Raw genomic sequence first — 19,027 nt, forward strand, 5'->3', positions numbered from 1 at the left:
CCGGAGGGCGGGTGATGTAACGCTCCGGAAACCTTGACGCGCACGATGCCGGATGCCACGATTCCGGCGCTGCGATGTTTACGTAAACACCGATCACTTGTTCGAATGTGTTTACGTGAACACCACAGCGCGACCGGTGGACCGAGGAGGAGGGCCCCAAGGAGGAGCGGATGGCTGGTTTCCCTGGCCGTTTCCCAGGCCGGTTCGCCGGCTGGTTCGCCCTGCCTGCACGCCCTGCTGATTCCTCGCCACGCCGCCCGGCCGAAAATCCGTCACCCCCCAGGCCCCCGGCACCCCACCGGTCCTCCCCGACGGCCGCTCCTGCACGCGCAGACTCCCCCACGCGCCGAGCCGCCATCTCCTGAAAGGGCAAGCTGATGAGCAAGACCTCCGGCAGAACCCGCTTCACCCCTCGGCTGCGTGCCGTCTTCGTGGCCGTCGCCATCGCCGCGGTCAGCGGCACCACGCTGGCCGGCAGCCCCGCCTCCGCCGCCGCGCCGCGCCTGGACCCGACCCAGTTCAAGGGTGTCAACTGGGCCGACCCGCGTGACAACTTCGCCGACGACCCGGTCGTCCTGTCCGGCCTGTCGCTCTCCGACGGCTACCGGCAGACGTACGCGAAGGCGACCCGGATCATCTCGGCGTTCCGCGCCAACCTCGGCGCCAACACCGTGCGGCTGCCCATCAACCCGTACACGGTCGACGGCTCCTACTGGAAGTCGTATCGCGGGGTCATCGACGCCGCCTCCGACCAGGGCTTCAAGGTCATCGTGTCCTACTGGGAGGGCACGGGCGCGCAGAAGGACGGCTTCATCGACGACGAGGCCACCTACTGGCCCATGTGGAAGACCGTGGTCAACGCGTACAAGAACGACAGGCGCGTCTACTTCGAGCCGATGAACGAGCCGCACGGCTACACCGAAGCCGCGTGGGCCGACATAGCCGCGAAGTGGCTCGCGACCTATCCGTCGGTCCCGCGCGACCGGGTCTTCGTCAGCGGCGCCGGCTACAACGACCACGTCACCTCGGTCTGCGCCGACCCGCGCCTCAACGGCACCTACCTGTCGCTGCACCACTACGGGTTCTGGAAGGACTACGCGACCTACGACCAGTGGGTGGACGACCTCAAGGTGCGCATCGGCGACTGCGCGAACCGGACCGTGGCGGACGAGTTCGGCGCCCCGATGACCACGGGCCTCGACTACAACAAGCCGGACGCCTCCAACAACTTCGTCAACTACGTCCAGGCCGTCACCGACACCTTCCGCGAGCTCAAGATGGGCTCCGTCTACTGGCCGGGCCTGCGTACCGACGACACGTACTCCCTGCAGACCCTCACCGGCCCCGCCTCCCGCCCGTGGCTCGCCACCACCAACCAGTCCGGCGCCGACCGCCTCGCCTGGGCCTGGGGCCGAGGCAAGCCGGTCCAGCCCTGACCGAACCGACAGACCTGTGCGCGACCTGCGCGACCTGCGCGACCTGCGCGACCTGGAGAGGCTCCGCCCCGTGGCCCGGGGCGGAGTCCTTCCCCTGTTCAGGCTGCGCCACGGCTCAGGTCTGCTCCACCGCCGGCACCGGCACGGACACCGTGCGCGTGCCCCAGTGAGTGGTGCGCGCCTGGGTGAGGGCCCAATACATGGCGGGGCGGACGACGAACAGGTTGAGCAGGGTCACCAGAGGAGTGAGAAAGAGCCAGGCGACAAGCTTCTGGCCGGCCGTCAACTCGGGGCGCATAGCCGCGTACATGCCGGTCTGGGCGTAGGTCATGATGAGCCAGTAGCCGAGTCCCTGCAAGAACAGCAGCTTGTCGTCGGTGTGGTAGGGCAGCACGAACAGCACCCAGGCGTACAGGATCGGCATGGTCGCGGTGACGACCAGACCGTAGAGGCGGAAGAACAAGGGAGCCGCCGAGAAGTTGGTCAGCTCCCAGCCGACGTAGCGCCAGTACGACTTGAACCATCGCACCCGCTGGGTGAACAGTTCGTTCAGGTCGGTGGGCATGTTGCTGTAGACCCAGGCCTCGTTGACGGCCACCACCTGGCCGCGCTGGAGCGCGTAGTGCGTCAGGCGCCGGTCGTCCCCCGCCGTACCGGAGCTGATGTAGTCGTCCAGGTTGTCCAGGACGAGTTCCTTGCGGTAGACGGCGAGAATGCCGGACGTGGGCGCGACAGCTCCGACCTGGGAGCGGGCCATGCGCGTCACCAGGCACCACGTGACGATCTCGACGTCGATCACTCGGGTCAGCAGGTTGTGCGCGCGATTGGAGACCAGCGTCAGTCCGGTGCACGCCTGCACCCGCACGTCCGACATGGCCTTCAGGCAGTGCCACAGACCCATGCGATGCACGACCGAGTCCGAGTCGACGGTCATGATGAGGTCGTACGTCGACGGGTCGACCGTCCGCAACACGTGCGCCTGGGCTTCGCGCTTGCCCGCGTTGTCCTGGCGGTGCCAGGTGACCAGGGGATGCTCGAACGGGACCACGGGAATCCTGGAACCGTCGTCGACGACATGGATCGCCTCGGGCGGACGCACCTGGTCGATGAGCGCCCACACGGTCTTGTGCAGGGCCTCGGCCGGCTCGTTGTACGCCGGGACGATGGCCAGCACCCGGCCCTCATGGGCGGGCAGGTGGGCGAAACTCCGGCCCTTGACCACCGCGGCCAGCGAGTAGACGAGTACGGCGGTGACGGCGCAGTAGAAGACCAGCGCGGTTCCCCAGGGCTGGGTGCTCCAGTACAGGTGGTAGACGAGGGTCCAGGCGGTGGCCGCCAGAGCGGCGGCCACACAGACCCAGGTCTGCCACGGGGCACGTCGGCCCCGCTTGGACTTGTGGTCGGACACGTCAGATACGTCCTCGCTGGTGCCGGGTGACGGTCCGGTAGGTGAAAGCGCCGACCAGGACGAGCGTCACCGCGATGGCGAGGATCCAGTTCAGCGAGACGCTCGCGCCGAACAGCGTGATCGCTCCCACTCCGGTTCTGGCGAGTGCTCCGTCGTCGTAACCCATGATGTTTCCTTCCTCTGGCTCACAGCCGCTTGATCGCTGTGATGGATGCGGTGCTGGGGCAGGTGGGCACGCACGGCGGTCCGCGTGCGCGGTGCCGTGCGGCGGCTGTGCCCCTCAGAGGCGCTCGATGTGCGGGGCAATCGCCATGACGCCCCGGGTGTCCAGCACGTAGGCCGATTCCGCGGCGACCTGGGCGAGGTCGAACTCGTCGTGCGGGGTGAGCAGTACGACGGCGTCGAAGTCCCCCACAGTCACGTCCGTGTCCGTGTCCGCGGCGGCGGCGGCGAAGGGGATGTCCCGGCAGCCGCCGTCCGGCAGATAGGGGTCGACGACAGTGACGTCCGCGCCCATGTCGCGCAACCGTTCGACGACCTGCACGGCCGGCGACTGACGGGCGTCCGCGGTGCCCGGCTTGTAGGCGGCGCCCAGGGCGAGGATGCGAGCGCCGTGGACGCTGCGTCGGAAGCGGCGGCTGAGCGCGTCCTGCAGGCGGCGTACGACGTAGTCGGGCTGGCTGTCGTTGATGTCCTGGGCCAGCTCGATGAGCCGGAAGGTCTGACCGTGCTGCGTCTTGACGTGGTGGCTGAGGTAGACGGGGTCGATGGGCAGGCAATGCCCGCCGACGCCCGGCCCGGGCAGGAACTTGGTGAATCCGAAGGGCTTGGTCGCGGCCAGCTCAAGGGTGTGCCACACATCCACGCCCAGCGTGTGCGCCATCCGGGACAGCTCGTTGACCAGGGCGATGTTGACGTGCCGGTAGGTGTTCTCGAAGACCTTCGCCAGCTCGGCTTCCTCCAGTCCGGAGGCGGGCACGGTGACCTCGGTGACCGAGTCGTAGAAGTCCTTCACGCGCCGCAGACAGGCTTCGGTGAGTCCGGCAACGATCTTGGGAGTGTTCTCCAGCCGCCAGAGGGCGTTCCCGGGATCGATGCGCTCGGGGCTGAAGCCGACGTGGAAGTCCCGCCCCGCCACCAGGCCCGACCCCTCCTCCAGCAGAGGAATGAGCACGTCGCGGGTCGTGCCGGGGTGCGTGGTCGACTCCAACACCACGGTCGCGCCCGGCTCCAGCCGCCCGGCCAGTTCACGGGCGGCGTCGCGCACGCAGCTCAGGTCCGGGGTGCGGTCGGTCAACGGCGTGGGCACGGTGACGACGGCGACGTCGAAGCCCTTCAGGTCCTCCGGATCCGCGGTGGGCACATAGGCGCCCGAGTCCAACAGACGGCGCAGGCGGGCGGAGTCGATGTCCTCCACGTAGGACGATCCCGCGGCCAGCTGCTCGCAGCGCCGGAGGTCGGGCTCGTAGCCGGTCACGGTGTGACCGGCCTCGGCGGCCCGGAGAGCCAGGGGCAGGCCGACATACCCCTGCCCGAGAACACATATCTGCATGGTGGTTCCTCACCTTGAGCCGGCTCGCGGACATGCGCGGGCCGGAAAACGGCGCCCCTGAATGCGGTCGCCTGTTCCTGAGGCAGGCGGCCGCGGCGTCGGGTACTGCGTGATGTGCTGTGCGGGACGGGCTTTGCTGCAACACCCCGTCGGGTTGCGGCAGCGTCCCTTTTGAGTCATCGGCGGCTCAACAACCGGTCCAGGCCCCCTGCCCGAACGTGCGTCAGACACGCACCGCGATCTTCACAAATCCCCCTCGTTTGTGGACCTTAAGCGTTCAACAAGTTCCTCGAAAGCGGAAGACCTTTTACCGATTTGATACCTACGAATCAGCCACGTGATTCACGCCACGACGTCCGACACACCGTCATGTCCAGCGAGAACAGTCGGTTCTGACACCCCATGAACCACCGCTCGCACCATGTGCGCGGTACACCCAGGGCAGGCCGGGCAAGGGCCCCCGACAAGTGAAGGAAGTGAAGGTTTGCGCTAAAGGATCTTCACAACTCTCCTCCTTGCGTGGGCTTCGCAAGGGTGCGGCAGCCCCATCAGTGGCTGGAAGGGCTGTTGCCGTTCCGCAATGTGAAGACGGTTGCACTCCGGAACAACGCGCGCCCCTCGCGAGCCCCCGTGCACCACCGGCGCACTCCAGGCGGCAGGAGCAGCGCGATGCCTCGAACGGCCCCCTGCTCAGACCCTCGCCGGAGCCGGTCCGACCAGCTCGGACAGGACGTCGTCCATGGTCACGAAGCCGAGGACCGCGCCCCTCTCGCCGGTGACCGCGGCCAGGTGGCTGCCGTCGGCACGCAGGGCGGTGAGGGTGTCGTCCAGTGGGGTGTCGATACGGACCCGGGTGACCGGGTGCGGTGCGGTGCGCGGGAACGGCTGGTCGCGGTCGGCGACGCCGAGGGTGTCCTTGATGTGGAGGTAGCCCAGCACGGTGCCGCCGGGGCCGGTGACGGGGAAGCGGGAGTAACCCGCGTCGGCCGCGGTCCGCTCCAGCTCGGCGGGGGTGACGGTGTGGCCGACGGTGCGCATCCGCTGTGCGGGGACGAGGATCTCGCCCACCGGGCGCGTGCCCAGTTCCAGGGCGTCGCGCAGCCGTTCGCCGTCGGCCGGGCTGAGCAGTCCGGCCTCGCTGGAGTCGACGACCATACGGGCGAGCTGGTAGTCGGTGAAGACGGACTCCACCTCGTCCTTCGGCTCGACCCGCAGCAGTCTCAGCAGCGAGTTGGCGAAGGCGTTGATGCCGAAGACTACGGGCTTCAGGGCCCGGGTGAGCGCCACCAGGGGCGGCCCGAGCAGCAGCGCGGTGGGGACGGGCGCGGCCAGGGCGATGTTCTTCGGGATCATCTCGCCGATCAGCATGTGCAGATACGTCGCCACGGTGAGCGCGATGACGAACGCGATCGGATGCACCAGGCCGTCAGGAACGCGGGCCGCCTCGAAGCCGGGTTCCAACAGGTGCGCGATGGCCGGTTCGGCGACCGCGCCCAGCACCAGTGAGGAGACGGTGATGCCGAGCTGGGCGGTGGCCATCATCGCGGAGATGTGCTGAAGACCCCACAGGGTCATCCGGGCCCGCTTGTTCCCCTCCTGGGCGCGCGGTTCGACCTGGCCGCGGCGCACGGAGATCATGGCGAACTCGGCGCCCACGAAGAAGGCGTTGGTCAGCAGTGTCAGGGCGCCGATGGCGAGTTGCAGGACGGTCATCGGGACTCTTCCCCCGCGTGGGCCGGCACCGAGGCCGGTTCGGTGATGCGGATCCGGTCGGCGCGATGGTGTTCGACGTCCAGGACGTCGAGCTGCCAGCCGCCGAGGTGCACGGTGTCCCCCTTGGCGGGGATGCGGGCGAGGCGGGTGGCGATTAGCCCGGCCACGGTCTCGTACGGCCCGTCGGGCGCCGTCAGTCCGATGCCGGTGAGCTGGTCGAGGCGGACGCCGCCGTCCGCCTCCCACACCGCGCGGCCCTCCGCCGTGGCGGGGGTGGGGAGCAGGTCGGGGATCTCGAGGGGGTCGTGTTCGTCGCGGACCTCGCCGACGACCTCCTCGACGATGTCCTCCATGGTCGCCACGCCCGCGGTGCCGCCGTACTCGTCGATGACGACGGCCATGGTGCGCATCGCTCGCAGCCGCTCCAGCAGCCGGTCGGCGGGCAGACTGTCGGGCACCAGCAGGGGCTCGGTGGCGAGTTCCGTGACCGGGGTGACCGCGCGCCTGTCCGGCTCCAGGGCGAGGACGTCACGGATGTGTACGGTGCCGACGACGTCGTCCAGGCTGTCGCGGTAGACCGGGAAGCGGGACAGGCCGGTGGCGTGGGTGAGGTCGGCGGCGTCCGCGGCCGTGGCGTGGGCTTCGAGCGCCTTGACGTCGACGCGCGGGGTCATCACGTTCTCGGCCGTCAGCTCGCCCAGGTGCAGGGTGCGGACGAACAGTTCGGCGGAGTCCGCCTCCAGGGCGCCCTGGGCGGCCGAGTGCCGGGCCAGCGCGATCAGTTCCTCGGGGCCGCGCGCGGAGGCCAGCTCCTCGGCGGGCTCCAGGCCGAAGCGTCGTACGAACTTGTTCGCGGTGTTGTTCAGGTGCCGGATGAACGGGCCGAAGGCGGCGGTGAATCCGCGCTGCGGTCCGGCGACCACCTTGGCGACGGCCAGCGGCCGGGAGATCGCCCAGTTCTTCGGCACCAGCTCGCCCACCACCATCAGCACGACGGTGGACAAGGCCACGCCCAGCACGCTCGCCACCGACGAGGCGGCACCGCCCAGGCCCAGTGCCGTCAGCGGGCCGCGCAGCAGCGCCGCGAGCGACGGCTCGGCGAGCATGCCGATGACCAACGAGGTGACAGTGATGCCGAGTTGGGCGCCGGAGAGCTGGACGGTCAGCCGGCGTACGGCCTTCAGCGCGCCCTCGGCGCCACGCTCACCGGCCTCGACGGCCCGCTCCAGGTCACCGCGCTCCAGGGTGGTCAGGGAGAACTCGGCCGCGACGAACACCGCGCAGACCAGCGTGAGCAGGAGGGCCAACAGGAGCAGCAGGAGCTCGGTCACCGCGCCACCCCCGATCCCTCAGTGGCCGCATGAAGCGGTCGACGGGGTGTGGCACGGCTGGTACTGGGAGGCTCACCCATTGCGGTACTACGGCTCCTTTTCGGTACGACTGGGGCACCCATAGTAAAGGACAAGCAAAGCCCGCTTCCACCCGCCCGCGGTCGAACACGCTCGAGGTGACCGAGCCCACGGCACGCCGACTGGTGCGGAATCCTTGTGGATCTTCGGTGGCGACCGCTGCCGTCGGCCGGGCGTAGACTCATGTCGCGTCGAGTCGCGTGCCGCTGAGCCGCTGAGCCCCGATCTCGCAGCCGCGTGAGTACGGCGCGCTTCCCGTACGGATCCACTCCGGGCCGCCGCTTTCGTCGCGCCGGCCGCCGACGTACCGATTCCGGATCGCGTCGGCCCTCAACAGCACGATCCCCTACCGTCGGGCGCCTGCCTCCAGGCGCCGGACTGCCAGGCCCATGGTCATCACAGCGGTTTTCGGCCCGTCCCACAGGCGCGCCGTCCGGCCGCCATCGAGGGGACACTCATGAAACTGAACGAACTGCTGGACGGGTACGCCCACGAGGTTCTCCACGGCGACACCGACACGACGATCAGTGCGGCGCCGACCTTCGACGCCCACCGCGTGACTCCCGGCTCGCTGTACATCGCGGTACCCGGCCACCGCGAAGGCGGCCCGGAGGCCATCGGGCGTGCCGTGGCGCTCGGGGCGGCGGCCGTCCTCCTGGAAGGCCCGGACGCGGACGGAGCCGAGGCCGCCGACGGCGTCTGCGTCGTACGCGTACCGGACGTCCGCGTGGTGGCCTCGGTGGTCTCGTCCCGCTACTACGGCGAACCGGGCCGCGCCATGGACGTAGTGGCCGTCACCGGCACCAACGGCAAGACCTCGGTGTCGTACATGGTCGAGTCGGTCCTGCGGATCGCCGACGGCGCGAAGGTCGGCGTCATCGGCACCTCCGGCAGCCGCGTCGGCGACGAACGGGTGCCGATGCCCCGATCGCTCCTGACCACCCCCGAATCGCCGGACCTGCAGTACCTGCTGGGCTACATGCGCGACCAGGGGACGGGCAGCGTGGTGCTGGAGGCCACATCCATGGCACTGCTCACACACCGGGTGGACGATGCCCATATCGACGTCGGCGTCTTCACCAACCTGACCCAGGACCACCTGGACGACCATGGCTCGATGGAGAGCTACGGCAAGGCCAAACTGCGGCTGTTCCAGGGGCTGTGCCGCCGTGCGGTGGTCAACGCCGACGACCCGATGGGTGCCACCATCCTGCGACTGATGCCGGGTGCGGCGACCACGTACGCAGTGGACGCGGAGGCGGACTACCGGGCGGCCGACCTGGTCATGGACTCCTCGGGCAGCCGGTTCACCCTGCACCACCAGGGGCGTACGTATCCGGCGACGATCCCCGTCCCGGGCCGGTTCTCCGTGTCGAACGCGCTCGCCACCATCGCCGCCTGCCACCTCCTCGGCCATGACCTGGGCGCGCTCGTCGCCGCCCTGCGGCTGATGCCGCCGGTCCCGGGCCGTTTCGAGCGGCACGTGACCCCGCGGGGCACCTCCGTGGTCGTGGACTACGCACACTCCCCGGACTCGCTGGAGAAGATCCTCACCGCGATCAAGGGCTTCGCCACGGCCCGGATCATCACCGTCTTCGGCTGCGGCGGCGATCGTGACACCACCAAACGTGCCGCCATGGGCGAGATCGCGGGACGGCTCTCCGACCTGTGCGTCCTCACCTCGGACAACCCGCGCACCGAATCCCCGGGAGCGATCCTCGACCAGATCGTCCCCGGTGTCACGGCGACCGGCACCCCCTTCGAGTGCATCGCCGACCGCCGGCAGGCCATCGCCTTCGCGTTGGCAGCCGCCGGGCCGGACGACATCGTCCTCGTCGCCGGAAAGGGCAGTGAGCCGCACCAGATCATCGGCGAGGAACTGATTCCCTTCAGCGACATGGCCGTCGTCCGCCAACTCGCCCACGAGGCCGCCGAGACGTTTCCGCGAGCGCTCGCCCTCGGCAGCTGAGAGCCCCCGGGAGTACGTCGGGGAATCCTTTCGCGTCCATCCGGAGTGGTTTGTGACGTTGCGTTGGTGATCAGGGCGGTATCGCGCGATCTGGTGGGTAATCTCGCGCTGCCACTGGCCGAATCACCTTCCGCGAACAGCGGACGCAGCTGACTCAGCAGACTCAGGAGAAGAGCCATCACCGAGCAGAAGCCCGGAGAGGCTGGGACCGCTCCGGGAAACCAGCCCCAAGAGGCCGACCAGTTGAGGGACATGCTGCGTCGGCCCGAGTACCGGCGGGCGTTGGTGTTCTGCGGCTTGCTCGGGATCCCGGTGTCGTTGATCGCGTTCTGGTTTCTCGTCCTGCTCCAGGAGCTGGAGAACCTGATCTGGGTGGACTGGCCGCACGACCTCGGGTGGACGGATCCGCCGTCATGGTGGCCCCTTCCCCTGGCTCTGGTGTCGGGTCTGGTCGTCGCCCAGGTCGTTCTGCGGTTCCCCGGCCGAGGAGGACACATTCCGGCGGCGGGCCTGCACTCCGGAGGGGCGTCGAAAGCCGCTGTACCCGGTGTGGTCGTCGCCGCGTTGGCCAGCCTGCCACTGGGCGCCGTTCTCGGGCCCGAGGCACCGCTGATCGCCCTCGGCGCTGGTCTGGCGCTGGTGTTCCGGGATCTCGTACGCGCTCCGGCGACCGAGGCGAGCACGGCGCTGCTCGGTGCCGCCGGCGCCGCGGCAGCCATCTCCGCGATCTTCGGCAGTCCGCTCGTGGCGGCCGTGATGCTCATGGAGGTGGCCGGAGTCGGCGGACCGCAACTGTTCACGGTGATGCTCCCGCCCTGCTGTCCAGCGGAATCGGCGCCATCGTGTTCACCGGCTTCGGCCACTGGACCGGGCTGAAGACCGGAAGCCTCAGCATCGGGCTGCCCGCTCCCCCGCTCCTCGACACCGGGGACGTGGTGTGGTCGGCGCTGATGGCGCTCGCCATCGGGGCGGCCGTCCACTGGATCATGGTGGGCGGACGGATCACGGCGCGTTTCGTGTCGGCGCACACGTTGCGCGGCACGGTGCTCTGCGCACTCGCCGCGGCGGGCTGCGCGGCGCTCTACGCGGTCGTCACCGGCCGTTCGCCGTCCGAGGTCTCCCTGTCCGGCCAGGCCACCCTGACGCAACTCGCCGGGAACCCCCATGCGTGGTCGGTCGGCAGTCTGCTGGCGGTCCTGGCGTTCAAGGGCGTCGCGTACGCGCTGTGCCTGGGCAGCCTTCGCGGCGGTCCGACCTTCCCGTCCCTGTTCCTGGGCGGAGCGGTGGGCGTCCTGCTGTCGCCCCTGCCGGGACTCGGCGTCGTGGCGGGTATGGCGGCGGGTATGGCGGCCGCGTGCGCCGCCGCGCTGCGGCTGCCCGTCAGCACGGTGGTGCTGGTCGTCCTCATCGTGGGCAACTCGGAAACGGTACCCGTGATCGTCCTTGCCACCGTGGTGTCGTTCGTGACCACGGAGCTGCTGCCACAGGGGCCGGGGATCCCCGCGTTCAGGGCGCGACCCGGTCGAGGGCCTCGTCCAGCGTCGTCGCGGCCGTGATGAGGGAGAGATGGGTGAAGGCCTGGGGGAAGTTGCCCAGTTGCTCCCCGCTGGGGCCGATCTCCTCGGCGAACAGGCCGACATGGTTGGCGTACGTCTGCATCTTCTCGAAGGTGTAGCGGGCCTGCGGGAGGCGTCCCGCGCGGGCGAGGGCGTCGACGTACAGGAACGTGCACAGGCTGAAGGTCCCTTCGCAGCCGCGCAGTCCGTCCGGGGATGCCTGGGGGTCGTAGCGGTAGACGAGGCTGTCGGAGACGAGGACGCGGTCCATGGCGTCGAGGGTGTTGAGCCAGCCGGGGCTGCGGGGGGACAGGAATCCGACCCGGGGGGCGAGCAGCAGGGAGGCGTCCAGGACGTCGCCGCCGTAGTGCTGGACCAGGGCCTGCTCCTTCTCGTTCCAGCCGCGCTCCATGACCTGTTCGAGGATGTCGTCCCGGGCCCGGGTCCAGAGCGCGGTGTTGGCCGGCCTGCTGAAATCGTGGGCCAGCTTCAGACCGCGGTCGAAGGCGGCCCAGCACATCACCCGGCTGTAGGTGAAGTCCTTGCGTCCGCCCCGGGTCTCCCAGATGCCCTCGTCGGGCCGGTCCCAGGAGTCCGCGAGCCAGTCCAGGGTGGCGGCCAGGCCCTTCCACCCGTGGTAGCCCGCCCGTTCGCCGACCTGGCGGCCCTCGGCCAGCGCGTACAGGGCCTCGCCGTAGATGTCGAGCTGCAGCTGGTCGGAGGCGGCGTTGCCGGCCCGGACCGGGAAGGAGCCGCGGTAGCCCTCGAAGTGGTCCAGGATCTCCTCGGTCAGATGAGGGTCGCCGTCGACCCGGTACATGATCTGGAGGGGTTCGTCGTCCGGTCCCTCGTGGGCGGCCAGCCGGTCGCCGAGCCAGTGGGTGAAGTGGGTCGCCTCCTCCACGAAGCCGAGGTCGAGCAGGGCCCGCACCGACAGGGAGCCGTCCCGCACCCAGGTGTACCGGTAGTCCCAGTTGCGCTCACCGCCGACCTGCTCGGGCAGACCCATGGTGGCGGCGGCGACCGGCGCGCCCGTCGGCGCGTAGGTGAGGAGTTTGAGGGTGATGGCCGAGCGGTGCACGATCTCGCTCCAGCGGCCGCGGTAGCGCGAGGTGCGCACCCACTTCTGCCAGAAGCCGATGTCCTCCCAGAGCTCTTCGGTGATCCGCTCGGTGGTGAGCGGCGGTGGCGCCTCCCCGCCCGGCGCACAGACGGTGAACACCACGGCCGCCGACTCTCCGTCGTTCAGGGTGATGGCGCCCCGGACGTCCTGCCCGTCCCGTTCGAGCGGGAAGCTGCTCTGAAGGTAGGCGGTCATTCCCGGGGCCCGGAACGTCGCGGTGCGGGGGGCCAGGTCCAGTTCGTGGGTCGCGCGCGCGTAGTCGAACCGCGGCCGGCATTCGAGGCTGTAGCGCACGGTGCCACGAACCGAGCGTACGACGCGCACCAGGCGGTGCCGGTCGGTCGCCGTCGGGCCCGACTGGACAGGCATGTGGTCGATGATCTCGCCGACTCCGTCGGGGGACATGAAGCGGGTCACCACGGCGGCGGAATCCGGGTAGTAGAGCTGCTTCCAGGTCCCCTCGGGGTGCTCGGGCGCGAGCCGGAAGTAGCCGCCGCCGTCGTGGTCGAGCAGGGCGGCGAAGATGCTGGGCGAGTCGAAGCGTGGCGCCGCGAACCAGTCGATCACGCCCTGGGATGTCACGAGAGCGGCGGTCTGCAGGTCCCCGACGAGCCCGTGGTCGGCGATGGGCGGGTAGCGGTCCATGTCGGTCTCCCTTTCAGGCTGCTTCAGCCGCTACCCGGCCGGTACGGAAGGGGTGCGGTTCCGGGTGTCGCCGAGCAGTCGGCCGGAGGTCGCCGAGCAGGTGGCCGGAGGTCGCCGAGCAGGTGGCCGGAGGTCACCGCAGTCGCTCCGCGATGTGGTCGCCGACGCGCAGGGCGTTGGCGATGGCGGTCAGCGAGGGGTTGACCGCTCCGATGCTCGGGAAGAAGCTCGTGTCGACGACGTAGAGGTTGTCGAGGTCGTGGGCCTTGCAGTTGACGTCGAGGGCCGAGTCGGCGGGGTCATGGCCGAAGCGGACCGTGCCCGCCTGATGCGCGGTGGCACCGATGGGCATGCCCTTGTGCAGGTAGATGCTGTGCGAGAGAAGACGGTGCTCGTGCATGCCCAACTGGCCCAGCATGTCCTGCAGTTTGTGCCGCAGGCGTTTCAGCCCTGCGGTGTTGTTCTTCTCGTCGAGGGCCAGGTGGATGCCGCCGTCCCGGTCCAGGGTGACGCGGTTGTCGGCGAGGGGCAGGTCCTCTCCGCACAGCCAGAAGTCGACCGCGTGGTGGGCGAGCACCTCGAACGGCATGTCGGGGGCGACGGTCCCGGCCCAGCGGGGCGCTTCTCCGTGGATCTGCTCGGAGTCGGACTTGCCGAGCATCTGGATGCCGCCGAGGGGGTATTCCCAGTCGTCGGATCCCAGGTACCAGTCGTGCAGCGCCAGGGTCTTCTGGAACCTGGTGTCGTTCGGTTCCCTGGACACGGCCATCAGGGCCAGGTTGTTGTGCCGCATGTAGTGCCGGCCCACCACGTCCGAGCTGTTGGCCAGGCCCCGCGGATGCCGGTCGTCCGCCGAACGCAGCAGCAGGACGGCGGAGTTGACGGCGCCGCAGGCGACGACCACGATGTCGGCGCTGAACTCCACGGTTGTCGGGTCCCCGTCCCCCACCGTCGCGACGACCGAGGTGACACTGCGGCCGGTCGCGTCCGTGCCGAGACTCCGTACGTCCGCGTGGGTGAGCATCTCGACGCCTGGATGTTCGAGGGCGGGGTCGACGCAGATGACCTGCGCGTCGGACTTCGCGCCGACCAGGCAGGGGAAGCCGTCGACGCGGTCGCAGCGTATGCAGGCGCTGGTGTGGGTGGCCCTGCCCCGGTCGTCCTGGGTGAGGTTCACGCCGATGGGGAGGTGGAAGGGGTGCAGGCCCCGCTTCTCCAGGTCGTGGCTGAGTTGCTGGATGCGCGGCTCGTGCTGGACCGGCGGGTAGGCGTACTGGGCGCTGGTGGGGCCCTCAGTCGGGTCTTCGCCGTGCCGGCCGTGGACGAGGTAGAGGTGTTCGGCCTGCGTGTAGTACGGCTCCAGTTCCTCGTAGCTCAGCGGCCAGGCGGGCGACACACCGTCGTGGTGGCGCAGTTCCCCGAAGTCCTCGGGGCGCATACGGAAAAGTGCGGCGCCGTAGAACTTGGTGTTGCCGCCCACGTAGTAATTGACCTCGGGCGGGAACTGGTTTCCGTCTTTGTCGTACCAGAACTCCGGGGCGCGGTATTTCCCCTTGACGAAGACCGCGGTGGATTCCCAGTTGTCGCGTTCGCGGGGCAGATAGTCACCGCGTTCGAGAAGGAGGATCCGTTTTCCGGTGGGTGCCAGCCGGTGGGCGAGAGTGCCACCGCCCGCACCGGTGCCGATGATGATGACGTCGTAGTGCCGCTCGTCGGTCATGCCGGCCACCGTCCTCGGAACGCGCTCCGGTCCTGCCGGTCGAATAGGTCGATAAGGCCGAAAAGGCGCATTCGGCCCGAGCACCAACGTATCTCCGGGGGATAGTTCCGGCGAGTTGGACTGTTCGGGTGAGCACCAGCCGGCCGCCCGGCCAGGGCTCATCGGCCGTCACAGGATCGCGAGCGGATTGACGGGGGATCCGGTCGCCGCGGGCAGCCGGAGCGGGGCGATCACGCAGAGGAACGACCAGCGGCCTTCCTGTGCGCAGATCGGCGTGAGGTCCTCGAACCGCAGATGGTCGAGCAGATGCAGTCCCATCGCGTGCACGGCGAGCACATGCACCGGGAACGCGACCCCCCGCACCGCGCTGGGGGCCGAGTCGTTGTTCCCGTCGCCGCCCAGCACGGCCACCTCCCGTTCGGCCAGGAACTCCAGGGCGGTCGGATGGAGTCCGGCACGCGCGCCGGAGACGTCCCAGGGGCCCAGCTCCTCCCGCCGCCGGCGGTGTCCGACCCGTACGAGGAGGATGTCGCCCCGGCCGACCCGGACCCCCTGCCGTGCCTCGGCGGCGGCGAGGTCCTCGGCTTTCACCTGCGCTCCGGGTTCGAGCCAGGGGACGCCGTGCAGCCGGGGGATGTCGAGGAGGACCCCGCGTCCGACGATGCCGTCGCGGGCCAGGCCGACCGACAGGGCGCTCGACCCGTCCGGTGACAGCGCCTCCGCCGCCGGTACGCCGCCGTACAGGGTTCCGTCGTAGACGACGTGGCACAGCGCGTCGAGGTGGCTGTCCACATCGCCGTGGATGTTCATGGCGAAACGGTCCCGCGCGAATTCCAGGCCGCTGGTGCCGGGTTCTCCGTCGGCCGGCGCGGTGAGCCGGTGCTGGGCCGGATCGGCGTTGTCAGGTCCGCTGTGGGTGTCCACGGGAGCGGCGAGCGACACCGTACGTCCCGTTCGCACCTCGCGAACGGCCGCCAGCACCTGTTCCTCGGTGATCGTGTCCAGGGCGCCCCGCCGCGAGCCGCCACCGGGGGCCTTGGCGCGCAGATGTCGGTGCAGGTGCCGGAAGTCGGTCTCGCTCAGCTCGCTGGGCGGCCACATGTCCCCACCTTGCGGCAGGTGGTGGGTCCTCGCATGCCGAGTTGCCGAGTTGCCGGGTTCAGGGGCCGCCCCGTTAATGGATGGGCGACCGGCCGGCGCACCGCACCGATCCGCGGAGGTCCGGATGGACATGATCCATGTCCGAGCGGTGTGCCCGCCGGACCTCACGGAACGCACCATGGCCCTGTTGAACGCCGAACCGTGCGCCCTGAACCTGATCCTGCGGACAGGCGGCGTACGCAACCCGGACGGTGACGCCATCGAGTGCGACGTCCTGACCGGAGCCGCGAACGAGGTGCTGCGCGGCCTGCGGGGCCTCGGGCTGGAACAGCGTGGCTCCATCGTCCTCGATCCGGTGGACACGGTGTTCTCGGAACCCGCGGCCAGGGCCGGGGCCGAGGAGCTCGGGGCCCGGTTGCGCGCGCCCGTGTGGGAACAGGTGGAGGCCCGGATCCGGGCCGAGGGCAGATACCCCCCGAGCTTCTATCTCTTCCTCGTCATCGCCGGACTCATCGGTGCGGTGGGCATCATCACCAACTCCCAGATCCTCATCGTCGCGGCCATGGTGGTGGGACCCGAGTACGGCGCCATCACCAGCATCGCGCTCGGCATCGACCGCCGCGCCAGGCCGAGCATCGAGCAGGGCCTCATGGCACTGCTCGTGGGGTTCTCGCTGGCCGTTGCCGCGACTCTCCTCTTCGCTCTCCTCGTCCGGGGGTTCGGGCTGCAGCCGGAGGCCTTCGAACTGGGGCTGCGACCCGTCTCGAACCTGATCAACACCCCCAACTTCTTCTCGGCCGTGGTGGCGGTGCTGGCCGGGGTCGTCGGCATCGTCTCGCTGGCCGAGGCCCGCACGAGCGCACTGCTCGGCGTCTTCATCTCGGTGACGACCATTCCGGCGGCGGCCGACATCGGGGTCTCGCTGGCGTACGCCAGCTGGGACGAGGCCTGGGGTTCGCTGCTCCAACTGCTGCTCAACATCGTCGTACTGATCGTGGTCGGTACCGGCACGCTCAGGTGCCAGCGGGCGATCTGGCGCCGGGTGGGCGCACGCCGGCACGAGCGCGCGGTCAGTCGGACGGAGTAGCGGCGGACGGCGTGTCAGGAGTGCCGCTGTCCAGGAACTCGCGGATCGCGAAGGCGATCAGCACGATCACCAGCGTCCACACCACGACCGCCACGGTCGGGTAGTCCCAGGTGAACAGGACAACCGCGGCGACCACCAGGATCACCCCGCCGATCCACTGCTTGTAGCGGTGGACGAACCGGCCGACCGCCCCCAGCGGGAGCCCCGCCGACACGGAGACGTCCCGTAGGGCGCCGATGGCCTTGCGGCAGCCCGTACGGGTGAGGACGGCGACCCTTGTCGGGCCCACCAGGAAGGCGCCGATGGCCGTCACCAGAGCCACCGCACCGACCGTCCGCACGCCCGCGCGCAGGAACTTGACCAGCGAGTCGTACACCGCGCCGGCGGCGGCGTCGGATGCCCCGGCGGGCAGATGGTCGAGGTAGACGGATCGTAGGACGCTGAGCGTGATGCCGAGCAGCAGCATGGCGGCGAACACCCCGAGCGCGACCCCGATCAGGGCCCGGCGGCGGTGTACGGCCAGGTAGACGCCCGCGGCGGCGATCAGTACGACGATGAGGGGGAGCCAGCTGCCGATGATCTCCAGTACCCGCAGGTACCACTTGATCTTGCCGACGTCTTCCGACGCGAACACCACGAACTCGGTGTGGACGGCCGGGATTTTGGCGGCCGGTTTGAAGCCGGCGCTGACCAGTCGGTCCTTGACCTGGGCCACGATCGGTCCCAGGTCGATGGCGACCTGACCGTTCTTGACCACCACCGCGCTGTCGGACTCGCCCGTGAGGGCCTTGTCGATCGCGCTGTGGGCCCTGCGGTTCGCGTTCACCCAGACGGTGTCGAAGGCCTTGCCGGCGACCACCCGCTCCACGACGTCGCTGACCAGGCTCTTCAGGCCGCTGGTGATCGGGCCCTTCAGGTCGCCGAGCAGTTCGGCCGCCTTCGGCGGGGCTCCCTTCTGCTTCGCCGCCTGCTCCAGCTCCTTGACCAGTGCGTCCACGTCGACCTGCGCCAGGACCGCCGTGGTGACCCGGTTGGTGATCGCCTTCTGTACGTCCGGGTTGCTCGCCAGCGGCCCGACGGTGGCGACGTAGCGGTCCGTGTCCCGCACGATGCTGTCCGCCCAGACCGAGACGACTGCCAGCAGCGACAACAGCGAGGCGAGAAGCAGCAGCAGGAACGACCCCGTCGACCGGAACCGGTGGTGCCGTGCGGCCGGTGACCGCTCGGTGCTCTCCAGAGCCCTCACCCGGTTCCGCAGCTCGTCCAGCTCGTCGCGTTCCCCTGCCGAGGACCGCTGCTCGCCGGACGGGCCCGATGGAGGTGTGCCGCTCGTCATGGTCACAGGAGACCCGCGCTGATCCGGTCCCGCGACCTGGACGGGGCTTACGGGTTGAATACCGCACTGAGGTGCGGCGGCTTCCGTCCGGTGATGCAATGGCATTGGCAGGCAGGGGGAATTCTCCCTGTCATGACCGGCGCAGGGGTGAAGCCATGAACGATGAATTCGCCGAAATGGGACCGATCGACTATGTGGTCGTCGAATTTCCCGGCAACTGAATGACGGGCGAGGGCTTTCCCCTCCTGGTCGACCTGGTGGATCGCGGCCTCATCCGGATTCTCGATCTGCTGTTCGTCAGAAAGGAGGAGGACGGATCCGTGGTCGGCCTGGAAACCGCCGACCTCACCGGCGACGGGGCCCTGGACCTGGCCGTCTTCGAGGGCGTCTCCTCCGGCCTGCTGGGCCAGGACGACCTCGCTGAGGCAGGTGCCGCCCTGGAACCCGGCAGCTCCGCCGGGATCCTGGTCTACGAGAACCTGTGGGCCGCGCCCTTCGCCACCGCGCTGCGACGCGGCGGTGCGCAGCTGGTCGCCTCCGGGCGGATCCCGGTGCCGGCCGTCCTGGCCGCGCTGGACGCCACCGATCCCGACGGGCCGTCGACGTAGTGCCTCCGCCACCGCGGGCCGTGTTCCCAGGGCCCCGCCGCGCGTCCCCGCGCTGATCGTGCCGCTCAGCAGGCCGTGTGCTCACCGAAGCGGTCCAGGGCGGCCCGCACGCGGGTGAGTTGTGCCGGAAGATCAGCTGTGGCGTCCGTCGACGTAGTGTCCGCCACCGCGGGCCGTGTCCCGGGGCCCCGCCGCGCCTCCCCGCGCTGATCGTGCCGCTCAACGGGCCGTGTGCTCACCGAAGCGGTCCAGGGCGGCCCCCACGCGGGTGAGTTGTACCGGGAGATCGGCTGTGGCGTCCGTCGACGTAGTGCCTCCGCCACCGCGGGCCGTGTTCCCGAGGCCCCGCTGCGCGTCCCCGCGC

General features: G+C 69.7%; 15 protein-coding genes. 6 read left to right on the forward strand and 9 right to left on the reverse strand.

Translation table 11 applies throughout. The annotated features are described in order from the left end of the window. The first annotated feature begins 377 nt into the window (after window positions 1-377). On the forward strand, window positions 378-1,436 hold the full coding sequence (locus AB0H86_RS12965) for a cellulase family glycosylhydrolase (protein WP_362436548.1): 1,059 nt from the start codon (window positions 378-380) through the stop codon (window positions 1,434-1,436). 115 nt (window positions 1,437-1,551) lie between these two features. On the opposite strand, the gene AB0H86_RS12970 is transcribed toward AB0H86_RS12965, so the two are convergent. From AB0H86_RS12970 to AB0H86_RS12990, 5 genes are all read right to left on the reverse strand, one after another. Next, window positions 1,552-2,844 (reverse strand): glycosyltransferase, encoded by a 1,293-nt coding sequence (locus AB0H86_RS12970; RefSeq protein WP_362436550.1) that lies wholly within the window; start codon window positions 2,842-2,844, stop codon window positions 1,552-1,554. Between the two features lies 1 nt (window position 2,845). After that, on the reverse strand, window positions 2,846-3,010 hold the full coding sequence (locus AB0H86_RS12975; RefSeq protein ID WP_362436552.1) for a hypothetical protein: 165 nt from the start codon (window positions 3,008-3,010) through the stop codon (window positions 2,846-2,848). A gap of 114 nt (window positions 3,011-3,124) precedes the next feature. Beyond that, entirely contained in the window at window positions 3,125-4,396 is a 1,272-nt protein-coding gene (locus tag AB0H86_RS12980) for a nucleotide sugar dehydrogenase (protein ID WP_362436554.1), read from the reverse strand. A gap of 690 nt (window positions 4,397-5,086) precedes the next feature. Then, window positions 5,087-6,109: a hemolysin family protein gene (locus AB0H86_RS12985; RefSeq protein ID WP_362436556.1), complete on the reverse strand. Its 1,023-nt coding sequence runs from the start codon at window positions 6,107-6,109 to the stop codon at window positions 5,087-5,089. Continuing rightward, the gene (locus AB0H86_RS12990) at window positions 6,106-7,440 is read right to left on the reverse strand and encodes a hemolysin family protein (protein WP_362436558.1); all 1,335 of its coding nucleotides are present in this window, start codon (window positions 7,438-7,440) and stop codon (window positions 6,106-6,108) included. Before AB0H86_RS12990 ends, AB0H86_RS12985 begins: the two co-directional genes overlap by 4 nt. 535 nt (window positions 7,441-7,975) lie before the next feature. Here AB0H86_RS12990 and AB0H86_RS12995 point away from each other — a divergent pair. The 3 genes from AB0H86_RS12995 (at window position 7,976) to AB0H86_RS13005 (ending at window position 11,043) form a co-directional block, all read left to right on the forward strand. Then, entirely contained in the window at window positions 7,976-9,487 is a 1,512-nt protein-coding gene (locus AB0H86_RS12995) for a UDP-N-acetylmuramoyl-L-alanyl-D-glutamate--2,6-diaminopimelate ligase (RefSeq protein ID WP_362436560.1), read from the forward strand. Between the two features lie 252 nt (window positions 9,488-9,739). Beyond that, a complete protein-coding gene (locus AB0H86_RS13000; RefSeq protein ID WP_362436562.1) occupies window positions 9,740-10,363 on the forward strand; it encodes a chloride channel protein in 624 nt (207 codons plus the stop codon). Then, the gene (locus AB0H86_RS13005) at window positions 10,330-11,043 is read left to right on the forward strand and encodes a chloride channel protein (RefSeq protein ID WP_362436564.1); all 714 of its coding nucleotides are present in this window, start codon (window positions 10,330-10,332) and stop codon (window positions 11,041-11,043) included. Before AB0H86_RS13000 ends, AB0H86_RS13005 begins: the two co-directional genes overlap by 34 nt. Here the strand turns inward: AB0H86_RS13005 and AB0H86_RS13010 are convergent. The 3 genes from AB0H86_RS13010 to AB0H86_RS13020 all read right to left on the reverse strand — a co-directional run bounded on the left by AB0H86_RS13010 (window position 10,994) and on the right by AB0H86_RS13020 (window position 15,632). Then, window positions 10,994-12,811, reverse strand: coding sequence for a glycoside hydrolase family 15 protein (locus AB0H86_RS13010; RefSeq protein WP_362436566.1), 1,818 nt, complete (start codon window positions 12,809-12,811; stop codon window positions 10,994-10,996). The two genes, AB0H86_RS13005 and AB0H86_RS13010, sit on opposite strands and share 50 nt — an antisense overlap. A gap of 133 nt (window positions 12,812-12,944) precedes the next feature. Continuing rightward, the gene (locus AB0H86_RS13015; RefSeq protein ID WP_362436568.1) at window positions 12,945-14,531 is read right to left on the reverse strand and encodes a GMC family oxidoreductase; all 1,587 of its coding nucleotides are present in this window, start codon (window positions 14,529-14,531) and stop codon (window positions 12,945-12,947) included. A gap of 168 nt (window positions 14,532-14,699) precedes the next feature. Then, window positions 14,700-15,632 carry a cyclase family protein gene (locus AB0H86_RS13020; RefSeq protein ID WP_362436570.1) on the reverse strand — a complete coding sequence of 311 codons (933 nt, stop codon included), beginning with the start codon at window positions 15,630-15,632 and terminating at the stop codon, window positions 14,700-14,702. 124 nt (window positions 15,633-15,756) lie between these two features. Here AB0H86_RS13020 and AB0H86_RS13025 point away from each other — a divergent pair, with 124 nt between their 5' ends. After that, window positions 15,757-16,719 carry a DUF389 domain-containing protein gene (locus tag AB0H86_RS13025; protein ID WP_362436572.1) on the forward strand — a complete coding sequence of 321 codons (963 nt, stop codon included), beginning with the start codon at window positions 15,757-15,759 and terminating at the stop codon, window positions 16,717-16,719. Here AB0H86_RS13025 and AB0H86_RS13030 read toward each other — a convergent pair. Further along, window positions 16,703-18,055 (reverse strand): hypothetical protein, encoded by a 1,353-nt coding sequence (locus AB0H86_RS13030; protein WP_362436574.1) that lies wholly within the window; start codon window positions 18,053-18,055, stop codon window positions 16,703-16,705. The genes AB0H86_RS13025 and AB0H86_RS13030 overlap by 17 nt on opposite strands. A gap of 221 nt (window positions 18,056-18,276) precedes the next feature. Between AB0H86_RS13030 and AB0H86_RS13035 the strand changes: the two genes are divergently transcribed. Then, window positions 18,277-18,663: a DUF6325 family protein gene (locus AB0H86_RS13035; protein WP_362436576.1), complete on the forward strand. Its 387-nt coding sequence runs from the start codon at window positions 18,277-18,279 to the stop codon at window positions 18,661-18,663. Window positions 18,664-19,027 lie beyond the last annotated feature (364 nt).

The sequence above is a fragment of the Streptomyces sp. NPDC050997 genome (genome assembly GCF_040660135.1).
In the GTDB taxonomy this organism is placed as follows: Bacteria; Actinomycetota; Actinomycetes; order Streptomycetales; family Streptomycetaceae; genus Streptomyces.